Below are 19,402 nucleotides of genomic sequence, written 5' to 3' on the forward strand. Positions count from 1 at the left end.
GACGTGCATTTCAGCTCGCTAATACCTCTTTAGCCGCACGCATCCCATGATAGAACGCTTCTTCAAAAAGAGCGACACCGCTGAGGTCTGTGTGTGCAAAATGAATGTTGCGGTAGGGCTTTACCGCTTTTTCCCGAATACCGCTCCAGATGAAGTTCGGCCGCGGCGAGATCATCGCGTGGCCCCAGCGCATAACATCGAGCCGCTCGCACAGTTCATAAATGTCCTTATGCGGCCGCGAAAGGTCAGACAGGCAGACATCTGCAAGCTGTTCACGGTCGTAATTGAAAAGCGTCGTCCGGCCGTTCGGCTCGTGGCACATCGGATAGTAATAAGTAAGTATCGTCGGGCCGTAGTCTATGCCTTTCTGGTGTGTCGCCGTAACGTAGCCGAGGCCGGGGCTTTCATAGATGACATTATCCCACGAAAGCGGAAAATCCTTTGAACTGCGTGGCTTAGGCCGATCCTTGAGGTGCAGGTTGGCGACGAACCATGCATTATGTGTGAATTCCTCAGCGGCGAAAGGTGCGTTCTCGCGAAAGCCTCGGATAACGTACGGTGCCGTGAAGATAGGCGATGCAAATATCACACGCTCGCATCTGAGGCCGCGAAGCGAACCTTCATCAAGACAGATGACCTCGACGCCTCGCTCCGTCGGGTTCACCGAAACCGCCATCATCGAACGCTGCACATGCCCGCTCACAGCGGTCATAAAAAAATTAACGAATTGACCGTTGCCCTCGGGACAAGTGATGAACGGCTGCGATTCGGCGCCGCTCGCTCTTACTCGCGAACAGAAATAGAAAAGGCCGACCCACGCGGACGCCTGATCGATCTTCAGCCCGTAATCGTCACGCGTCGCATAGTCGCAGTACCAAAGCAGACGCTCGGAAGTAAAGCCGTTCTGCCGCAGCCATTCAGCGAACGGGATGCGGTCAAGCTGTGTGAACTCTGCGTCGTCCGAACACCGTTCGATCGGAACAACGAACGCACGTCGGCCTTTGGCATCGCGGCGATTCGCCCATTGTCCGATGATCTCTTGAAAGCGTACGTACTGGCTCTTATCCTCTTCGCTCGCACCGGCGTTTAGGAACAAGCCTTCGTACCAGCGGCCTTTGTAAAAAACGCGCTCTTCCGGTTCGCGGCAAAGGAACTGCTCCTTTGCAAGGATATTGCCCTGCGCGTCGCGGCCGTCGAGCAGGGACATTTCGTCGAGGAGTGAGATAAGCTCGGTATTCTCCGGAAAAGGCACCGGCAGGTAATGAGCTCCCCACGGATAGCCGACAGGGCTGCCGGTACCGCTGCGCGCCGTTCCGCCCGGCTCTTTTTCAAGCTCAAGGACGAGAAAGTCGTCAAAGCCTTGCTTCTTGAGATGCCGGGCCGCAGTAAGGCCCGCGATGCCGGCACCGATTATCGCAACCTTGGCGCTCAGCCAATTATCCGGCGGCACTTCAAAACTCCGGCCTTCACGCAGAATATGACCGAGCTCCACGCTTTGCCCGACGATCTCGCCTTCGGGCAGCCGCGGCGGCGATGCATTGCGGCAGGCGGCGAGCGCCAGCGGCGTACCCAAGAATGTCGCCAATAATTCTCGTCGCGTCAGCCTCATTCGTTTTGCGCGGCCCGCACTTCTACGGCTCGAACCGTCTCCACTCGGTCTCGTAATACCGCACCAAGGCTTGATTATCGAGCCGATTTATCTCTATCTGCTCATTAGGGCGTGATGTGTCAGCGGAGAAATCGAACATCGCCGCAAAGGAATCATCGTTAAGAAAATTAAGCTCGACGCCCGGCCGAGGCTTTTGCGGCCGCTCGAAAGGCTCAAGTTTTGCGAGTGCGTAGCCCCAAATGCCAAAGCTCGGCACCGTTGTCTGAAACGGCCGCACCGTAAAGCCCGCAGCCTCAAGCGTCCCGATTATGCACCAGAACGATCTGCGTGCGATGAGCGGCGAGGTCGTCTGTATAACGACGGCCGCATCCGCCTTAAGCTTTGCTTTCAGCAGGTTGTAAAAGCGTTTGGAGTAGAGCTTGCCGAGGGCGAAATTGTTCGGGTCGGGAAAATCAACGATCGCGATATCGAACGGCTCTGCATCACTCGAATCAAGCCATACGAAGGCATCGCCGTTCGTCACGTGCACACGCGGATCGTCGAAAGAGTGTTTGTTCAACTCGCCCAATGCCGGCACGGCGTGCGAAATGCCTGTCATATCAGGGTCGAGATCAACGATCTGTATGTACTCGACGGACGGATACTTCTCGATCTCACGCAACGCCAGGCCGTCGCCGCCGCCAAGCACGAGCACGCGTTTCGGTTCGCCGTCATACGCCGCGAACGCCGGATGCACAAGAGCCTCGTGGTAACGGTATTCGTCGAACGAGTTGAACTGCAAATTGCCGTTCAGGAACAACGCGTAGCCTGTCTTGCCCTTCGTAACGACGATCCGTTGGTAGGGTGAACTCTTTGCGTAAATGATGTTGTCAACGAAAAGAGCGTCCTCGGCAAGCGTTGTCAGCTTGTCCGCCTTTATAAAGCCGACCGCAAGCAGAGCGAGTATCACAAAGCCTGCAACACGCATCAGCGTAAGATTTCGCTTAATATGCGGAAGCAAAAGCCACGTACCCCACACTCCTACCGCCGCGTTGAGCATTCCGAAAAGCAGCGATGTTCGGTTGAGGCCTAGCTTGGGAACAAGAAAGATAGGGAACAGAAGCGACGCCACTAACGCCCCGACATAATCGAATGCAAGCACGCGCGAGACGAGGTCTTTGAAATCGAGGTCATTCTTCAATATCCGCATCATCAATGGGATCTCTAGCCCGACCAGTACGCCTATGACAAAGACTATGCCGTAGAGAACCACATTGAAGTACGAAAGATGGGCGAAGGAGAGGAACAGCAGCGGCGCTGAAAAACCGCCGACTATCGCTACCGCAAGCTCGACCTCGATGAACTTTTCGGCAACGTTCCGCTCGATGAACTTCGACAAGTACGAGCCGACACCCATCGCAAACAGATAGATGCCGATGATGATCGAGAACTGCGTTACCGAATCACCGAGGACATAGCTCGACAGCGTTCCCGCCAGAAGCTCATAGATCAGCCCGCAGGTGGCGATGACAAAAACGTTGAGGAATAAGAGCGGAGCCCTTTGCATAGCGATCGCTGCCGGAGACGGCAAGACGCGGAGACGCCGGAAATGTGTCCGCGCGTCACCGCGTCCCGAACTGTCCGGCGTTTCTCAGTTGCCTTGGATAGCGGCCGAGATGATCATCGCGATACCGATGATGATCGCCCCGATGATAATTGCCAGTGAGATATTCTGATCGACCTCGATCTCTTTTTTGACCGAGAATGGCGAGACCATGACAACAACCAGGAACGCGAGGCCAAAGACGATGAGGCCAAGCAAAACAAACACAATGGTCGATTCGAGAACGTTCCACAGCTCCTCAAGTTTGACGACCATCCCAAGTACGGGCATAACGGCTGACAGATCCAACATTTATTTTCCTCCGCGAAATCCTGAATAGATGAACGGCACGCCAAGACGCGAATGGCTGCCGGAATTGGCAAGTTCCCACCCGAACCACGTCGCTGCACCATAGCCGAGCACCACGGCGGCCGCGAACAGCGTATAAAGTATCTTCGACATAAATTGACCTCTCAATCGTCATCCGAGTCGCTGCCGGAGAACATACTGTCCTTCCAGCGGCTTGCTTCGAATGACCACTTACGAATAATTCCCAACACCGGCATTATCAGCAGTATCAGGAACGCGGCACAGAAATTTACGCCGCGGTTAACACCCTGCTGAACCTTGACCTTTACCGGCATCTGTACCTGCCAGTTCTCCCAAGTACCCTCGATGCGAAGCGTATATTTGCCCGCCGGGATGCTCGACACTGTCGCATCCGTGGTCGTTGAGCCTTCGGTCCAAGGCCCGTCGCTGTCGCTTCCGGAATAGTATTCGATCGGCACGTTGACGGATTCGACCTCGTCGCCGCTCTCATTTATCAGATCGATATCAATATCGGCCCAACTGTTGCTCACCGGAGCGGCAGCCGCGATCTGGATATTCTGATTCGCCTTTATCTCGAAAGGGTCGCTGAAGAGCTGTTGCGGCGTTGTTTGGTTCGCCATCGGCGGCAGGATAAGGTCTTGCGACATCACGGTCTTTGTGATGCCGGTAACAGGCAGCAGCACGACCGCAATGACCATCAAGGCAAGCACCGGCAACAGGCCCCATGTGTACCAGAAAGTGCCCGTGAACGGCTGATTTGGTGCCACACCGGCCGGCCTCGGCAGGCCTGTCACGCCGAAGATCTTTTCGACATCGGCGACAGGCACATAGGTGCCGACCGACCAGTTGATCTCGCCCCATGCGATCTCTTCGGACAGCATCCGCGGCGCGTTCACAAAATCAACGGCACGAACGGTCTCGCCGACCTCGACACGCCAATAGAATTCACCCGTAACGTATTCGACCCTTGCCTGAGCATCTTGGAACGCCGTAAAACTCGTCCCGTCATAGATCGCCTTTTGGCTCTTTCCGACAAAGGCCGGCGGCGTTACGTCAGCCATGTTCACCGATTCGACAAAGCTCCAATGGTCATCGGAGTGTACAAGCCAGCGAAAGCCGACCATCGGGTTGTAGAGCAGATATTCGTGCCAGAAATATTTGACGCCCTCGATGGTTACGCTGCGTGACATTGCACCGATGATCTTGAACTTCACATCGCCGGGAAAGACGCCTTCAGCCCCGATAGGAAGCACGAAGTTCGGCTTGTTCGGCAAATCGTTAAGGCTCTTGAGGTACGAAAGCTTGCCTTGGTTGACGTCAAGCAGCGAATTGCAGTTCGGGCAGGTAACGCGTTCGGCTTTGTCCGGAGCGGCGAGGGCGAGCGGGCCGCCGCAGTTCGGGCAGCTCAGTGCAGCCGAACCCGTCGTTCGGGCCTCACGGATAACGGGTTTTGCATCGCCAAGGCCGATCTCGGTCAGCGGGACTTGGGCGCCGAGGAAGACCCACGGCGGCTCGATGCTGTAATCGATCGTTGCAAAAAGGCCGCTCTTGCCCGCAAGGTCAGCATACTCAAAGACCTCGCCCGGAACGAGTTTATATGGTATCTCGCCCTCGGCCGCTGCGTATGTCGCCTTGCCGCGTTCCTGCACCATCAGCGGCGATGCGGAAGGTATCTGCGGTACTTGCTGCCCGAGCTGAAGATCATTGAACGCCGGAAGGCTCGCATCAGCAGGCAGCGGCTGATAGAAGGTCATGTAGAAACGGCCTTGTGCCTCGGCAAGCCATCCGACCCAGCCGTTCGCGAAGGTCGCGTACCACTCATCCCAACTGCCGCCCAGTTCATGCCTCATTTGTGCACGGCCGGTGAGTTCAAAGCGAGCTCCTTTGTACGAGCCTTTTAGCCCGAGCCGCAGCGGCGACTGTGAATCGACGATCTCGGCGACCTTGCCTATATCTTCGAGGCCGCGGTCAGTGCGCGCAACGACCGAGCGGCAGAACGGGCAAACGATAACTATCGTCGAGCCGGCGGTGAATTCGACAGGGCCGCCGCAGGACGGGCAGTTAGACTTGAGGACACTCATCCGAGCCCTCCGGCCGAGTCGGCGATGTCGCCCGAGTGACCGCGTTCAAACTCGGTAACCGTTACGCGTTCGGCGTAGAGTTCTGCTTTTAGAGCGGTTTCCCAATCCCAGCGCGGCCGCGTCCTGCAGCAGTAGAGGTTGAATGTCGCAGTGCCGTGCTCGGGGTATGTGTGGCATGCGAGGTGTGATTCCGTAAGGGCTATCATGCCCGTTACACCGCCTTCGCCGGGGAATTTGTGCCAAACCGAACCGACCGCGCACAGGCCGAGATCGCCGATTACACGCGACATAATCGTTCGGATGACCGATTCATCACGCAAAGATTCGGCATCGCATCCGTTCGCTTCGATAAGCCATTCCGTTCCTACGATCATAGATAAACGGGGAGGAGGTCTCTGCACCGGCCGCACCCTTGTGCGGTATAGTTTAGACGATATGTCGAAAAGAACTATAGCCGACTTTTCGCGTTTTGTCATTTTGGCCGCCGCCGTCGCTGTATTTCAGTTCGGCTGCGGTATGCGCAGAACGGACGCACCAAAAGCTGACTCCGAAGCTCAGTACCTGCCGCCAAAGACCGTGGGCAAGATCTCTGACGATGCGATACCGGAAAGCAGCGGCATCGCCGCCTCAAAGTGCCAACCCGATGTCTTTTGGACACATAATGATTCAGGATACGAGCCTTATCTTTTTGCGATATCGTTGACCGGAACAAAACTCGGTATGTGGAAAGTACCGAATGCCCGCAACCTCGATTGGGAGGACATTGCCATTTACAAGGACAACAGCGGCAAATGCTACTTATACATCGGCGAGATCGGCGACAACGGCCTCGTGCGCGATATACACACGATCTATCGTGTTGCCGAGCCGAAGATACCGCGTTCCGGTCCTGCGAGGTCGAATATCGTCGGCTCCACAACCGATGCCGCAACGCTCAACTTCATATACGCCGACGGCCGCCACGATGCCGAGACGCTGCTTGTCGATCCGCAAACCGCCGACATATACATACTTACAAAGCAGCTGACAGGCCCTTCGGGTGTTTATAAACTGCAAAGCGATTTTGGCAAAGCGGGCACCGCGAAAGCGGAAAAGGTCGCCGAGGTCTCGTTCCCCGCGATACCGAATGGTGCTGTTACAGGCGGCGATATCTCGCCGGACGGCCGCCGCGTAGCCATCTGTGATTACGGTGCCGCATACGAACTGCGGCTGCCCGACTCCGCACACTCATTCGACGAGATATGGTCACAGCCGATCGAGACGATCGATGCGGGCAAGCGGAAAGCCGGCGAGGCCATAACCTATACGCCCGACGGAAATGCACTCGTGCTGACAAGCGAGGGCCGCGGCGAACCGATCATCGAGATCGAACGCAAAGACCGCAAATGAGTCTGATAACGCCGAATTCAACAGAACGGAAGTCCTATCGCGCGGATCGTCACCGTTGTTCCACCCTCTGTGTTATCGGTGATCCCTGCGGTGAACTGTCCCTCCGTCGTCTCCTTCAGAACGCAAAGCGCTAATAAAGAAAGGCTGCCTTTTCAGACAGCCTCCGAGTAGCCGTAAAAGGGCCGGGTCACTGTATAACGCTGAATTTTGCCTCAGGCTTGAGCGTCTGTCCGCCGACACGATCCTTAATGATGATCTGAAGCTGATAATCGCCCAACGGAATATTTACCGTCGGCAGCAGGCGTGCAAGCGTCAGACGCTGGCCCGCATCGCTAAGCCCGCTCCAGTCCTCGCCCTGCCGCAGCACTTCCTTGCCGTCCTTGGTCAAAACATACTCGACATCGACCGCGGGCCGCAGCGTAGTTTGATCGATCTGCGCGTTGTAGATCTGAAGATAGATGCCTACCTCTTGGCCCTTCTTGTAGAAGCCGCCGAGGTTGGGTATGACCTTTGTACTGCCGATGACGAACATCTGGCCTATGTCACGCTCATCGGTCGTGCGAAGCTTCGAAGTAAGAACGAGCGATGACGTACCGAGCTTTTTCTCATCGTAACGCGGAACTTGAAAGCCCATGTTCACGATGCCTTTATTGCCTGTCGCGACATCACGCACGACGACGTCAACTTTATAGGTGCCGGGCGTCAGTGCGATAGCTTTCTGGTACACCGACCGCATATCGCGCGTTTCTGCAAGTTCCTCGGTCGTTGCGTTGGTCGTTACCGAATCTTCAAAGATGCCCGAACGCTTACCTGAAACCGCCGTAATGCGGCCGAATATATTCATCCGCGCTGTTTCCAGCCCGCCGATCGGCTCGAATTTGAGCTCCTTGTTGTTCGCTTGTACGGTGAAGGTAGTGATCACACGGTCGTCCGACTGACGGAAGTAGTCGATCCGCAGGTCGAACTGCAGCGGATTGTTGTCGATCACCGGCGAATCCGTAAGCGCACTTTGCAGATCGCTGAACTTGACTGCCGGCGGCCGCGCGAGATTGTTCTGGATCATAAGCCGGTTAAAAGGCATATCCTGCTCGCGCTGATAGGGCATACTGCTGCCGTTGATGCGGTCGCCCTGATCTGTCATGCCGAGTTCTTCGCTTGTCTTCAGGCCCGCACCGGGCGTGTATTTCAACGCATCTTTTTCATCCGCATCGCGCGCCATTCGGTATTCGCCCGTTCCGGTCGGATCTACGAACTCGATCTCGATACCATCGCCTACGCCGTCAAGGTGACGGTAGAACCACGTCTCGAACGGATATGTCGTTGTCGAACCACCGCCCTCCCAAACCGGTCTGTCGTAGATGCCGCCCGCCGGGTGCGACTCGATCGAGTCAGGCTTGCCCCACGTTATGTAAATGCGGCCGCGATCCGTCTTCCAGCCCGGAATGCCCGATGTAAAATGCTCATTCGCATAGGCGATACGCTCGTAGAATTCCTCTCGGTATTCGTTCTCTTCTGTGTCAGGGTTCGGGTCGCGGCGCGCCCAGAAGTTCGCGATGAAGTTCTCGCGCTCTTCGTCCGTGACCAAAGCCATGAACGCCTTTCGCTCTTCCTTCGTTATGATGTAAGCGACGTCATTATTGATCCATTTCTTATACGCATCCTTCAACTCGGGCTTGACGTTGCGTGCCTTTTCGCTCGGATCAAGGTTCCCCTTGGACGGCGGCTGCGCGACTGCCGCCGCTGCAGCAAGAAGCGTTATAACGAACAAGTGGCAAAGAATTCTAACTTTCGGCATATAGCTCGAAACTCCTTATTGTGCTGCCCTCTGTCGGCCAAAACCGGCAAAGCGCCTAGTTAGCTTGATTTTAGATGCCTGCACTCAATTATTCAAGATGCTGCAAGGGGCGAAAATGGTTGTATCGATCGCGCCTGCGGCGGCTCAGGCCGCATCAGGCACACGCTTTTTACCAAAGAACCACGCGATAAAGATCGATACAACATAAAGTGCGATCATCGGAGCGGCAAAAAGTATCATATTCGGAATGTCATTTGTCGGCGAAACAACTGCGGCAACTATCATGATCACGATCAGCGAGACCTTCCAGCCGCGCACAAGCATACGGGCATTCACAATGCCGATCCGGGCAAAGACATACGTAATGGCCGGCATTTGAAAGATGAGACCCATTGCGAGCATTATTATCGTTATGAAATCAAGATAATCGCTCGCCTTCAGAAGCAGCCGGAACTCATGCCCCACACCGAGCAGATAGCTTGCCGCCGGCGGAAACAAAATATAGTAGCCGAACGCCGCACCCGCAACAAAAGAAACTGACGAAAGGCCAATGAATGGCGTAACATATCGTCGTTCGTGCTTGTACAACGCCGGCGAAATAAAAAGCCAGATCTGCCACAACAGCAGCGGCAGCGCAAGAGCTATTGCGGCGTAAAAGGCAACCGTAATATAGATCATATACGGCTCCATTGCCGTAGTTACGGTCATTTTCTCGTCCGCATCGGGGCGGGCTACGGCCGTCTGGTTGAAGGCTACCGGCAGCCTCACCCCAACAGGTACGATCGCACTGTTGGTAAATATCGCTTCGGTCGTGAACAGCCCCAAACTGCCGGCATTATCGCGGGCAACTACTGCCGCCACGCTCGTGCCCGCCGGAACGACGGCCATTCCAATATTTGCAGGCTCGTCAAATGTGTATCGTCCGGTATCGCCTTCGTGAAGCTCGCTGATCGAAACGACCGATTCATCGCCCGCTCTTCCCGTTACTGCGATCGTTTGCCGCGAGGCCTCATTCAATGCACGGCGGATCGGAACGCTCAGGAAGTTGTAGATATCCTCGGAAAAGTAAAAGCAAACCCCGAATGCGATGACCAAAATTACCGCAGATGTAACTATGCGTCTGCGCAGCTCATCCAGATGCTCGAGGAACGACATCTGGGAGCCCGGCTGTTCTGGCTGGTTAGTTGGTTCGGGCATTTAGTGTCAGAGCCAATTCTCCTTGTCGTTCGACGAAAGGCCCTTGCTCAGCGGCGCGGCGGTTATCTGCTTCTCAGCCTGCTTATTGAACACCGACGGATCAACTTCCCTGACCTGCGGCAGGACCGCTTCCTTCGGACTTTCTATATGCGGAACCGTGTTATTGCTCGGCTCGGATGCCTCCTTCTCGATCGAATCGAGCCGAAGGGCTTCGGCCTCGTCCTGAAAGTTCACTTCACGCTCCCAAGTTGCCTTGAACTCATTCGTCGTGTTGCGGAACTCATTCATTATCTTGCCGAGCTTGCGCGCCATCTCAGGCATCTTGCGCGGGCCGAGGAAGATCAGGGCAACGATGCCGATCAAAAGCAATTCGGATGTCCCGATCGATTCAAAGATAAATAGGTACACTACTTCACCCGTATCAGTTTATCGCCTAACTCCTCTACCGTGCCAATCATAACAGCACCGGGAACGGCTTTGATGAACTGTTTTGCAACATCCTTGCCAAAACTTATCAGCAACCCGCCCGCCGTTTGCGGGTCGAATAATGCACTTTGCATCTCAGCCGAAACGTCGTCCGTGAACTCGGCCGCATCGCCGACGTAGGCCCGATTGTTCTTGTCGCCTCGCGTGAGCATTCCCGCAGCGATCAGTTCCAGCACGGTCGGTAAGAGCGGAACTCGTTTACTGTCAATATTTAGCGTTACGCCGCTTGCCTTTGCAAGTTCATATGCATGGCCTAAAAGCCCAAAGCCGGTAACATCGGTACATGCACGCGCACCGAGTTCGTACAATAGCTTAGATGCCGCAGATGCCGATGTCGTCATCACCTGCAATGCAGCTTTTTCGGCAGCATCGCTCGCCGTCCCGTTCTTGATCGCCGTATTGATCGCACCTGTGCCGATCGCCTTCGTAAGGATAAGTACATCGCCCGGACGTGCACGTGCGTTGGTTATTACCTTCTGCGGGTCGACCGTTCCCGTAACCGAATATCCGAACTTTATCTCCTGATCGTCAACTGTGTGGCCGCCGACTACAATGACTCCCGCCTCGGTCATTGCCTCTTGCCCGCCGATCATGATCTCGGCAAGTACGTCTTTGTCGCCTTTCTGCGGATAACACGCTATTGCAAGCGCCGAGATAGGTGTGCCGCCCATTGCATATACGTCGTTGAGCGAATTTATCGCCGCGATACGTCCGTATGTGCGCGGATCGTCCGCCACCGGCGTAAAAAAATCGACCGTCTGCACCAGCGCAATGCCGTCCGTAAGGCGCATGACACCCGCATCGTCGCTCTTATCAAAGCCGACGATCAGGTTATCGCTGTGTTGGGGCGGCAGTTTGCTCAAGACCTGAGCAAGATCGCTCGGGGCGAATTTTGCCACTCAACCCGCGCAGGATGCCATTTGAGTAAGTCGCTGCGACATCAATACTTACCTCCTATTCCGAAATAATATGCCGATAGATCCGATCAAGGTCGTCCATGCTGTAATATTCGATCTCGATCTTACCCGAAGTGCCTTTTGGCGAAACGATGATCTTTACCGAAGTGCTCAACTTTCGCATAAGCTTGGTCTCGGCAACCTTGAAATTCGGATCAGTCGTGCGGGCCGGTTGTGCCCGTGCCGTGCCCGCTCTCCCGGCCTTTTTGACCGCCGATTCCGTTGCTCGAACCGATAACCCCTTTTCTAACACTAACTTAGCGACATCCCGCTGAAGCCTGAGGTCCTCGGTCATCAAAAGTGCCCGCCCGTGGCTGAGTGAAAGCCTGCCTTCCGAGACCAACTCCTGCAGGTCATCCGGAAGCTTCAAAAGCCTAATGGACGTCGCTATCAAACTTCGCTCACGGCCAACCCGTGCAGCAACTTCATCCTGCGTAAGTCCAATAGAATCAATAAGTTTACGATATGCTTTGGCCTCTTCTATCGGGTTCAGCTCATGGCGTTGAATGTTTTCGACCAGTGCGAGTTCGAGCAGCTTATCATCCGGAATATCCTTTACCAGAACGGGCACGCGTCGAAGTTCGGCCCGCTGCGCGGCACGCCAACGCCGCTCGCCCGCGACGATCTGATAACGCGAGCCTGTTTTTCGGACGACTATAGGCTGCAAAATGCCGTTCGCGCGGATCGATGCGGCAAGGTCATTGAGTTCCTGCTCAGCAAATCGCGTTCGCGGTTGCTCCGGATTGGGGTCGATCAGGTCAATATCGATCTCCGAGGTGCCGGCTGGCACTTCGATCGACGGTATTGCCGCCTCAGGCTCTTTCTTTTCAGACCCCAAAAGAGCTCCCAAGCCTCGTCCCAACGGTTGTCTAGCCATGGCCGATTATCTCCTTTCCAAGATTGATATAGCTTTCCGCACCCTTCGACTTCGGATCGTACAGCATTATCGGCTTACCGAAACTCGGTGCTTCAGCAAGCCTAACATTGCGCGGTATCACTGTCTCAAGCACCTGCGAACCATAAAAATCGCGAAGGTCCTTCGCAACCGCCGAAGAAAGATTTGTCGAAACATCGAACATAGTCAGCAAGAGGCCTTCGATCACGAGGCTTGGATTCAGTTCACGCCGCAAACGTGCAAGCGTATCAAAAAGCTCTGTTACTCCCTCAAGTGCGTAGTATTCGCATTGTATCGGCACAAGAAGCGAATCCGCCGCCGTCAGGCCGTTTATTGTGAGCAGCCCTAACGATGGCGGACAGTCAATGATGATGTAATGAAAATAGTCCTTTATTGTAGAAAGAAGCTTTTTTAGGACAAAATTGCGGTCTTCGACATCAACAAGCTCGATCTCGGCACCCGCAAGGTTTTTGTCAGACGGCAGTACCCAAAGCAGCGGAATATCCGTCGGAAGGACCGCTTCGCGGACAGACTCATCAAGAATGAGAGCATCATAAAGGCTCTTCCGGCTCGGACTTCGTTCAATACCGACGCCGGACGTGGCGTTCGCCTGCGGGTCGGCATCGACAAGCAGCACTTTTCTATCCTGCATCGCCAATGCCGCGGCAAGGTTTATGGAAGTTGTTGTTTTACCTACGCCGCCCTTCTGGTTGGCAACTGCTATGATCTTTCCCATTATTTTCGGCGAACGAATTATGAAATTAGCACAATTTCAGGGCTAAATGGAAGGAGAATGTGGTACGTACCACATAATTGAGCGGTTTTGTGGTACGTACCACAACTTCTAGGACGCATTCGCGGATGTCAGGCCGACAAGCACTGACGACAAGGCTGCCGGAGTAAGGCCCGCGATGCTGCGTACCTGGCCAAAGGTCTTCGGCTTCGCACGTTCGAGCCGCTCGACCATTTCGTTAGAAAGCTCGCTGATCCGCCGAAAATCATAATTTTCAGGCACTTTCAGGCTGTCGTGCTTATTTACACGCTCATTTGCGGCCTTTTGCTTGACGATATAGCCCGCATACAGCAGATCCGCCAATGCCGACTCCACATCTTCGTCTTTGCAGTCCTTTCCGATGTCGTTCGGCAGCAGCCGCCTCACAAGATCCGGTGTTACATCCGGCCGAATACCCAGATTTGAAAGCAGGAATGAATCGCCGAGTTCGACACCCAAGATTCCCGATACAGCGGCATATTCTACCGACGACCGCTTGAACCGCGTGGTTTCAAGAGCTTCCCTGATCTCAGCGATACGCTCACGTTTTGAATTGAAGCGCTCCCAATCGAGATCGCCGACCAACCCCAGATCGCGCCCCTTCTTGGTCAAGCGTTCGTCCGCATTGTCATGCCGCAGCGTCAAACGTGCCTCGGCCCGCGAGGTGAACAGTCTGTAAGGCTCATCAACACCATGTCTTATAAGGTCATCGGCAAGTACGCCGATATATGCCTCGTCACGCCGCAATGTCAGCGGCTCGCCGCCCTTAACACTGATCGCGGCATTCACACCCGCAAGAAAACCTTGGCATGCCGCTTCTTCATAACCCGTCGTTCCGTTTATTTGGCCTGCGAAATACAACCCTCCGAGCCTCGATGTCGCCATTGTCGGCAAAAGCTCGCGAGGATCGACAAAGTCATATTCGATGGCATAGCCCGGACGAATGACGTTCACATTCTCGAGGCCCGGGATCATACGCAGCAATTCCGCTTGCAGATCTGCGGGCAGCGAGGTCGAAAAACCGTTGAGATAGACCTCGTTCGTGTGCCGGCCTTCGGGTTCGAGAAACAACTGATGCCGCTCCTTATCGGCGAATTTTACGACCTTGTCCTCGATCGACGGACAATACCGCGGCCCGATGCCTGTGATCTTGCCGGAATACAGCGGTGAGCGGTGCAGATTGGCGCGGATCGCGTCATGGACACGTTTGTCGGTATAACCGATAAAACACCTTATTTGATCCTGCTCTATACGATCGGTAGAGAATGAGAACGGCACGGCCTTTACGTCCGGCTCCTGCGGCTCAAAAGCGTCCCAATCTATCGTACGGCCGTCGATGCGCGGCGGTGTTCCTGTTTTCAGCCGTCCGACAGGAAAGCCCAAGCCGCGCAGAGCATCCGCGAGTTCTATCGAAGCAGGCTCGCCCGCCCTTCCCGCCGAGAATGTCTTGTTGCCGGTGTGGATCGTTCCGTTAAGAAAGGTTCCTGTCGCAACGACAACGGCCTTTGCCATAAGACGTCGCGAATCTTGCAGCTCGACACCGATAACACCTTTGTTTTCAACAATTACATTTGTAACTGTGCCTTGTCTCAGATAAAGGCTGTTCGTCAATTCAAGTATACGCCGCATCTCTGTGCGGTACAGTGCGCGGTCCGCCTGCGCCCTCGGCGAACGAACCGCAGGCCCGCGTGAACGGTTTAGCAGTCTGAACTGTATTCCGGCACGGTCGATCACGCGGCCCATCACGCCGCCAAGTGCATCGATCTCGCGGACGACATGGCCTTTTGCGATTCCGCCGATCGCCGGATTACACGACATCTGGCCGATCAGATCAAGGTTTAGAGTAACGAGAGCAGTACGCGCACCAAGCCGCGCGGCGACTGACGCGGCCTCACAACCCGCGTGTCCGCCGCCGATCACTATCACATCAAAACTCTCGTCAAACATAGCGGTTCTCAAGTAAACGCCAAAACTACTGATTTTACTGCGCGAATGTGTGCTTTGCCAAGAAAATTGTTGGTATTTAGATCATTTACCGATGCAAAACGTTGAAAATATACGAGTTAGGACATCTTCAGTTGTGGTTTCGCCGGTGATCTCACCGAGATATCGAAGGGCATTATGCAGCCCGACGAGAATGATCTCTTCGGACATTCCGGCGTCAAGCGAATCTACCGAAGATGCTATCTCGGTCGCCGTACGTTTCAATAGGTCGTAGTGCCGGGCATCTGTTACAAGAAAACCGCCCGCGGTTGGATCATCCGCGGAGAATGGAGTAACGATGGACTGGCGCAGATCATCCAACCCTTCGCCAGTCTTTGCCGATATCGGAATGAGCTTCTCGCGAAGGTAAGCAAGTGCCGAGTGCTCAGCGGCGATCAAATGGTCGATATCGTACGAAGGCTCCTTGTCTACCTTGTTGAGTGCGACGATGTATGTCAGCCCCGCAACGCTTTCGATGATCTCGTGATCCTCGCGTGAGATCTCGTCCGAGGCATCGAGTATCACGATAACAAGGTCGGCATCGGCCATCTGCGCCTTTGAGCGTTCAACGCCGATGCTCTCGACAACGTCATCGGTTTGCCGCAGGCCCGCAGTGTCGATCAGCGAGACCGGAATGTCGCCGATCATGAAGACCGCATCCAGATGGTCACGCGTCGTGCCCGCAATATCAGTTACAATGGCACGCTCACTTCCAAGTAACGCATTGAAAAGACTGGACTTACCGACATTCGGCCGCCCTACGATCGCGACACGCAGCCCTTCACGTATCAGGTGCCCCGACCTGAACGTTGCCGCCAATATTTCGATATCGGCCGTCAAATCGGTCAGCGACTCACGGATCTTTTCGGTCTGTGCTTCCGGCAGATCGTCCTCAACAAACTCCAATGCCGACTCAAGCACGACGATGATGTTCAGCAGTTCATCCTTGAAGGGCTGTAGCCGTTCGGAGAATTCACCGCGCATCTGCCTCACGGCCTGCCGTGCCGATGCGGTTGTCTGCGCATCTATGAGGTCGCGTATCGCTTCGGCCTCGGTCAGGTCAATGCGGCCGCTGCCGAGCGCACGCAGCGTGAATTCGCCGGCTTCGGCCAGCCTCGCACCGAACTGCAAACACGCATCAATGACAAGCCGCAGCAACACGGGCGAACCGTGGCAGCTTATCTCGATGACATCTTCACCCGTAAAAGAATGCGGGCCCTTGAAAAACGTTACGATCGCCTCGTCTATCACCTGCTGCGAATCAGGATCGACCAGACCTTTGAGTGTCGCATGGCGCGGCGGAAGGTCGAGTTCAGGCTCAGCACACAGCTTGCGGACATATTCGAGCGCATCGCCGCCGCTCAAGCGTATGACGCCGATGCCGCTTCGGCCTGTCGGTGTTGCAAGTGCGACGATAGTATCCGGCATAAAGACATTTCACCACAGAGCACACAGAGTAATTGAGGAATTTGTCTCTAAACTCCGTTTTCTCTGTGTTCTCTGTGGTAAGTTTATTATTGCAGTCTTACTTGCAGACGCCTGTCGCGGCCGTCGCCGACGGATTCCGTAAAGAGGTCTTCTTCCTTTTGAAGCGTCATGTGGATGATGCGGCGTTCGGTCGAATTCAGCACGCCGAATGTGAACGGCCGGCCGTTCTTGCGTACCTGATCGGCGGCAAAGCGGGCCATTGCGTGGAGTTCGGCCTTTCGTGTCTGGCGAAAACCGTCGGCATCGACGATGAAGCGGTGCTGACGTTCGATCTCGCGACCGTAGATCTGAAAAAGCAGGATCTCCAACGCGTCAAGCAGTTCGCCGTTCTCGAGCAATGCAAGGTGCGTATCGTTGCCGCTGAGGTCGATGACGCAGCCGTCTTCCGTCCAACTTGAGGTGGCCGCGAGGTCAAAATGCAGCTCGGTCAAAATGCCTTCGAGAAAGCCTCTTGCGTTCTCACATACCTGTTCCATCTTACACGCTCCTTAGGTCAAGAATTTCGGCTTGACCTGTTTTGCACCTTTCGGCACGGTATCGACCAACTCTGTGCCCGAAGGCGTATTCGGCTTGTTGAACCGATTGATCACCATCTGCTGGCCGAAGCTGACTATATTGCCAAAGAACCAATATAGCAAGAGGCCGGACGGAGCCGCCCACATCACCCACAGCATCATTACGGGCATAATGTAGGTCATTATCTTCTGCTGCATCTGCTGTTCCGGCGTTACGGTTGCGGCCTGCGGCGTAAATTTCATCGACAGTATCATCGACACCGCAAATGCGAATTCGAGCAAATGCCACGGGTCGGCGGCCGAAAGGTCTGGCAGCCAAAGGAATGTCGCCTGCCGCACTTCGAGCGAAACCGTAACTGCTGTATAAAACGCGATCAGAAGCGGGAACTGAAGCAGCATCGGCAGACAGCCGCCGATGGGCAGTGCATCCTTTGTTATGCGCAGCTGCTGCATTTGCAGGTCGCGCATACGCGGGTCATCATTCGGTACGCCCTTCTTTTGCAGCTCTTTGATCTGATCCTGGATCTCCTTCATCTTAGGCGCGTTGCCTGAAGCCTTTTTGAACGAGCGCGACTGCGACCACCGAAGCGGGAACAGCAGCATATAGAAAAGGAATGTAAAGACGATGATCGCGACACCGTAGTTGTGCGTAACGATATTGAAGAAATTGAGTGCGTAAAGGATCGGGATCGCCAGCGGACGCGTTGCCCAGCGGAGCCACCAATAGTTGCTGAAGTTTATAAGATTCGTCAGCTCGACCGGACGGCCTACATCCTTTGTAAGCGACGGGCTGAGCGATGACAGCAGGAAATAATCCTTTGTGCCGGTGAAGATGCGTGTTACCGAGCCGTCCGCAGAAATGGGCAAATATGTGGTAACAAGGTGGCGCGTCTCCTTTGTCGAAGGATTACGCATGACCCAACTGAAAAGGCTGCTGTAAAAGGGCCTTGTATCAACGTCGTACTTAAAGGCGTGATACTCAACGGCTTGTGCCGGTGATGCCGGGATCGCCGCCATTGCGAAATACGCATCGGCAACGCCCGCCCAATTGATCGTGCCGCTGTCGGACAATACGGCATTGCCGGCCGCATCATAGGTGAACGCATAGCCGCCCTGGTGGCGTTTGATATCACCGTTGACCGATACGACCGCCTCCGGTTCGATATGGTAGAAGTTATGGTTATTTATCGCATGGTCGCCGATGCTGGGGCCGATGAGCAACCTCACGTTCGGCACCGTCCGGCCATTCGCCGTCATTGTGACCGCAAGGTCGGAAACATATCCGTCAGCTCGGAAAACAAAGCTTTTCTTTACTTCTGCTCCCGAAGGATCAGTTAATGTAAAGTCGATCCTTCGCTCTTCGCTGCCGGTCAGCGTTATCTCATTTTCCGGCACCGAGATCTGATAATTGCGGCCGTTCGCAGCGGCTGTCAGGTTGGCGTCATCGGTAACGAGGCGGAAAGGCAGTTCACGCGGGTCGCGAGCAAGGCCTTCGGGCGAAATTAGCTGCAAAGGCTTTTCATCCGCAAGCGTCGAACCATCGGCGTAAACTTGGCTGTCAGCCTTCGGCGTTTTGTTGCGGAGGATGATCCAGCTTGTGGCAACGGCTCCCTTTGAATCGAGAATAACCTCGTAAAGCGGCGTCTTGACCGTTAACGTACGCGCCGATGCTTCGTTTGCCGTTGGCGGTTCGACCGGTTTTGACCCGGGCGTCGGAACGGCGGCGGGCGTCGGCGTAACCGTAGCGGCCACCTCTGTATTCTGTGGCTGAGGCGTCTGCTTCGGAGCAAAAAAGTATTGCCAACCGAAAAGAACAGCCATAGAAAGTGCCGCAGCGATCATGAAGCGGCCGGCGTTGCCGGTATTGTTATTATCTTCCATTATTTGACCGGGTCGTGCCCGCCCCTACAGAGCGGTTGGCACCGCAAGATGCGCTTTGCGCCCATCCAAACCCCTTTTATAACGCCGTACTTCGCCACTGCCTGGCTTGCGTATTCGGAGCATGTCGGCTCGAAACGGCACGCAGGCGGTAAGAATGGCGACACCATCGCCTTGTAAACGCCCAATATGTCGATGACGAGAAACTTCATTATCTAACCGTTACGATCTGAGCTTTCACTGCGTTGCGAGAGCTTTGCAACGATCGCACGAAATTCCGCTAAAGGCTTGTCGAGCTTTGTGTAAAGCAGCGAACGCCTTGCGTTCAAAACCCAATCAGAATTCGGCGCCGCCTTGCTCAATTCCGCTCGGCTGAGGCGAAATGCCTCGCGAAGCAGCCGCTTCGCACGATTGCGGTCGTGTGCCTTGCCGATCGCCTTTTTCGT

General features: G+C 55.0%; 18 protein-coding genes. 1 reads left to right on the forward strand and 17 read right to left on the reverse strand.

The features are described 5' to 3' along the window. Positions 1-10: 10 nt before the first annotated feature. The 6 genes from HS105_00205 to speD all read right to left on the reverse strand — a co-directional run bounded on the left by HS105_00205 (position 11) and on the right by speD (position 5,976). Positions 11-1,609, reverse strand: a complete 1,599-nt coding sequence (locus HS105_00205) for an FAD-dependent oxidoreductase (protein MBE7515025.1) — start codon at positions 1,607-1,609, stop codon at positions 11-13. Positions 1,610-1,631: 22 nt separating this feature from the next. Next, positions 1,632-3,155 (reverse strand): polyamine aminopropyltransferase, encoded by a 1,524-nt coding sequence (locus HS105_00210; GenBank protein MBE7515026.1) that lies wholly within the window; start codon positions 3,153-3,155, stop codon positions 1,632-1,634. 84 nt (positions 3,156-3,239) lie between these two features. After that, positions 3,240-3,482 (reverse strand): DUF350 domain-containing protein, encoded by a 243-nt coding sequence (locus HS105_00215; protein ID MBE7515027.1) that lies wholly within the window; start codon positions 3,480-3,482, stop codon positions 3,240-3,242. A 21-nt stretch (positions 3,483-3,503) separates the two neighbouring features. Then, positions 3,504-3,653: a hypothetical protein gene (locus HS105_00220; protein ID MBE7515028.1), complete on the reverse strand. Its 150-nt coding sequence runs from the start codon at positions 3,651-3,653 to the stop codon at positions 3,504-3,506. Positions 3,654-3,664: 11 nt separating this feature from the next. After that, a complete protein-coding gene (locus tag HS105_00225; protein ID MBE7515029.1) occupies positions 3,665-5,602 on the reverse strand; it encodes a DUF4178 domain-containing protein in 1,938 nt (645 codons plus the stop codon). Then, on the reverse strand, positions 5,599-5,976 hold the full coding sequence (gene speD / locus HS105_00230; protein MBE7515030.1) for an adenosylmethionine decarboxylase: 378 nt from the start codon (positions 5,974-5,976) through the stop codon (positions 5,599-5,601). The genes HS105_00225 and speD overlap by 4 nt, the downstream gene beginning before the upstream one ends. A 61-nt stretch (positions 5,977-6,037) precedes the next feature. Between speD and HS105_00235 the strand changes: the two genes are divergently transcribed. Beyond that, positions 6,038-6,991: a hypothetical protein gene (locus HS105_00235; GenBank protein ID MBE7515031.1), complete on the forward strand. Its 954-nt coding sequence runs from the start codon at positions 6,038-6,040 to the stop codon at positions 6,989-6,991. 187 nt (positions 6,992-7,178) lie between these two features. Here HS105_00235 and HS105_00240 read toward each other — a convergent pair whose 3' ends face one another. The 11 genes from HS105_00240 to yidD form a co-directional block, all read right to left on the reverse strand. After that, complete coding sequence (locus tag HS105_00240; protein MBE7515032.1) at positions 7,179-8,786, reverse strand: GWxTD domain-containing protein; 1,608 nt, start codon at positions 8,784-8,786, stop codon at positions 7,179-7,181. 144 nt (positions 8,787-8,930) lie between these two features. After that, complete coding sequence (tatC, locus tag HS105_00245) at positions 8,931-9,983, reverse strand: twin-arginine translocase subunit TatC (GenBank protein ID MBE7515033.1); 1,053 nt, start codon at positions 9,981-9,983, stop codon at positions 8,931-8,933. A 6-nt stretch (positions 9,984-9,989) separates the two neighbouring features. Beyond that, positions 9,990-10,391, reverse strand: coding sequence for a twin-arginine translocase subunit TatB (gene tatB / locus HS105_00250; protein ID MBE7515034.1), 402 nt, complete (start codon positions 10,389-10,391; stop codon positions 9,990-9,992). Continuing rightward, entirely contained in the window at positions 10,391-11,368 is a 978-nt protein-coding gene (selD, locus tag HS105_00255) for a selenide, water dikinase SelD (protein MBE7515035.1), read from the reverse strand. The genes tatB and selD overlap by 1 nt, the downstream gene beginning before the upstream one ends. Positions 11,369-11,423: 55 nt before the next feature. Continuing rightward, positions 11,424-12,302 carry a ParB/RepB/Spo0J family partition protein gene (locus HS105_00260; GenBank protein MBE7515036.1) on the reverse strand — a complete coding sequence of 293 codons (879 nt, stop codon included), beginning with the start codon at positions 12,300-12,302 and terminating at the stop codon, positions 11,424-11,426. Further along, positions 12,295-13,056, reverse strand: a complete 762-nt coding sequence (locus HS105_00265; GenBank protein MBE7515037.1) for a ParA family protein — start codon at positions 13,054-13,056, stop codon at positions 12,295-12,297. The genes HS105_00260 and HS105_00265 overlap by 8 nt, the downstream gene beginning before the upstream one ends. Before the next feature lie 108 nt (positions 13,057-13,164). Further along, positions 13,165-15,039: a tRNA uridine-5-carboxymethylaminomethyl(34) synthesis enzyme MnmG gene (mnmG, locus tag HS105_00270; protein ID MBE7515038.1), complete on the reverse strand. Its 1,875-nt coding sequence runs from the start codon at positions 15,037-15,039 to the stop codon at positions 13,165-13,167. 81 nt (positions 15,040-15,120) lie between these two features. After that, positions 15,121-16,503 (reverse strand): tRNA uridine-5-carboxymethylaminomethyl(34) synthesis GTPase MnmE, encoded by a 1,383-nt coding sequence (gene mnmE / locus HS105_00275; GenBank protein ID MBE7515039.1) that lies wholly within the window; start codon positions 16,501-16,503, stop codon positions 15,121-15,123. 86 nt (positions 16,504-16,589) lie between these two features. Then, on the reverse strand, positions 16,590-17,039 hold the full coding sequence (locus HS105_00280) for an RNA-binding protein (protein ID MBE7515040.1): 450 nt from the start codon (positions 17,037-17,039) through the stop codon (positions 16,590-16,592). Positions 17,040-17,051: 12 nt separating this feature from the next. After that, entirely contained in the window at positions 17,052-18,959 is a 1,908-nt protein-coding gene (yidC, locus tag HS105_00285) for a membrane protein insertase YidC (protein ID MBE7515041.1), read from the reverse strand. Further along, complete coding sequence (gene yidD, locus HS105_00290; GenBank protein ID MBE7515042.1) at positions 18,959-19,168, reverse strand: membrane protein insertion efficiency factor YidD; 210 nt, start codon at positions 19,166-19,168, stop codon at positions 18,959-18,961. Before yidD ends, yidC begins: the two co-directional genes overlap by 1 nt. Positions 19,169-19,402 lie beyond the last annotated feature (234 nt).

Source organism: Chloracidobacterium sp. (assembly GCA_015075585.1).
Taxonomy (GTDB): Bacteria; Acidobacteriota; Blastocatellia; order Pyrinomonadales; family Pyrinomonadaceae; genus OLB17.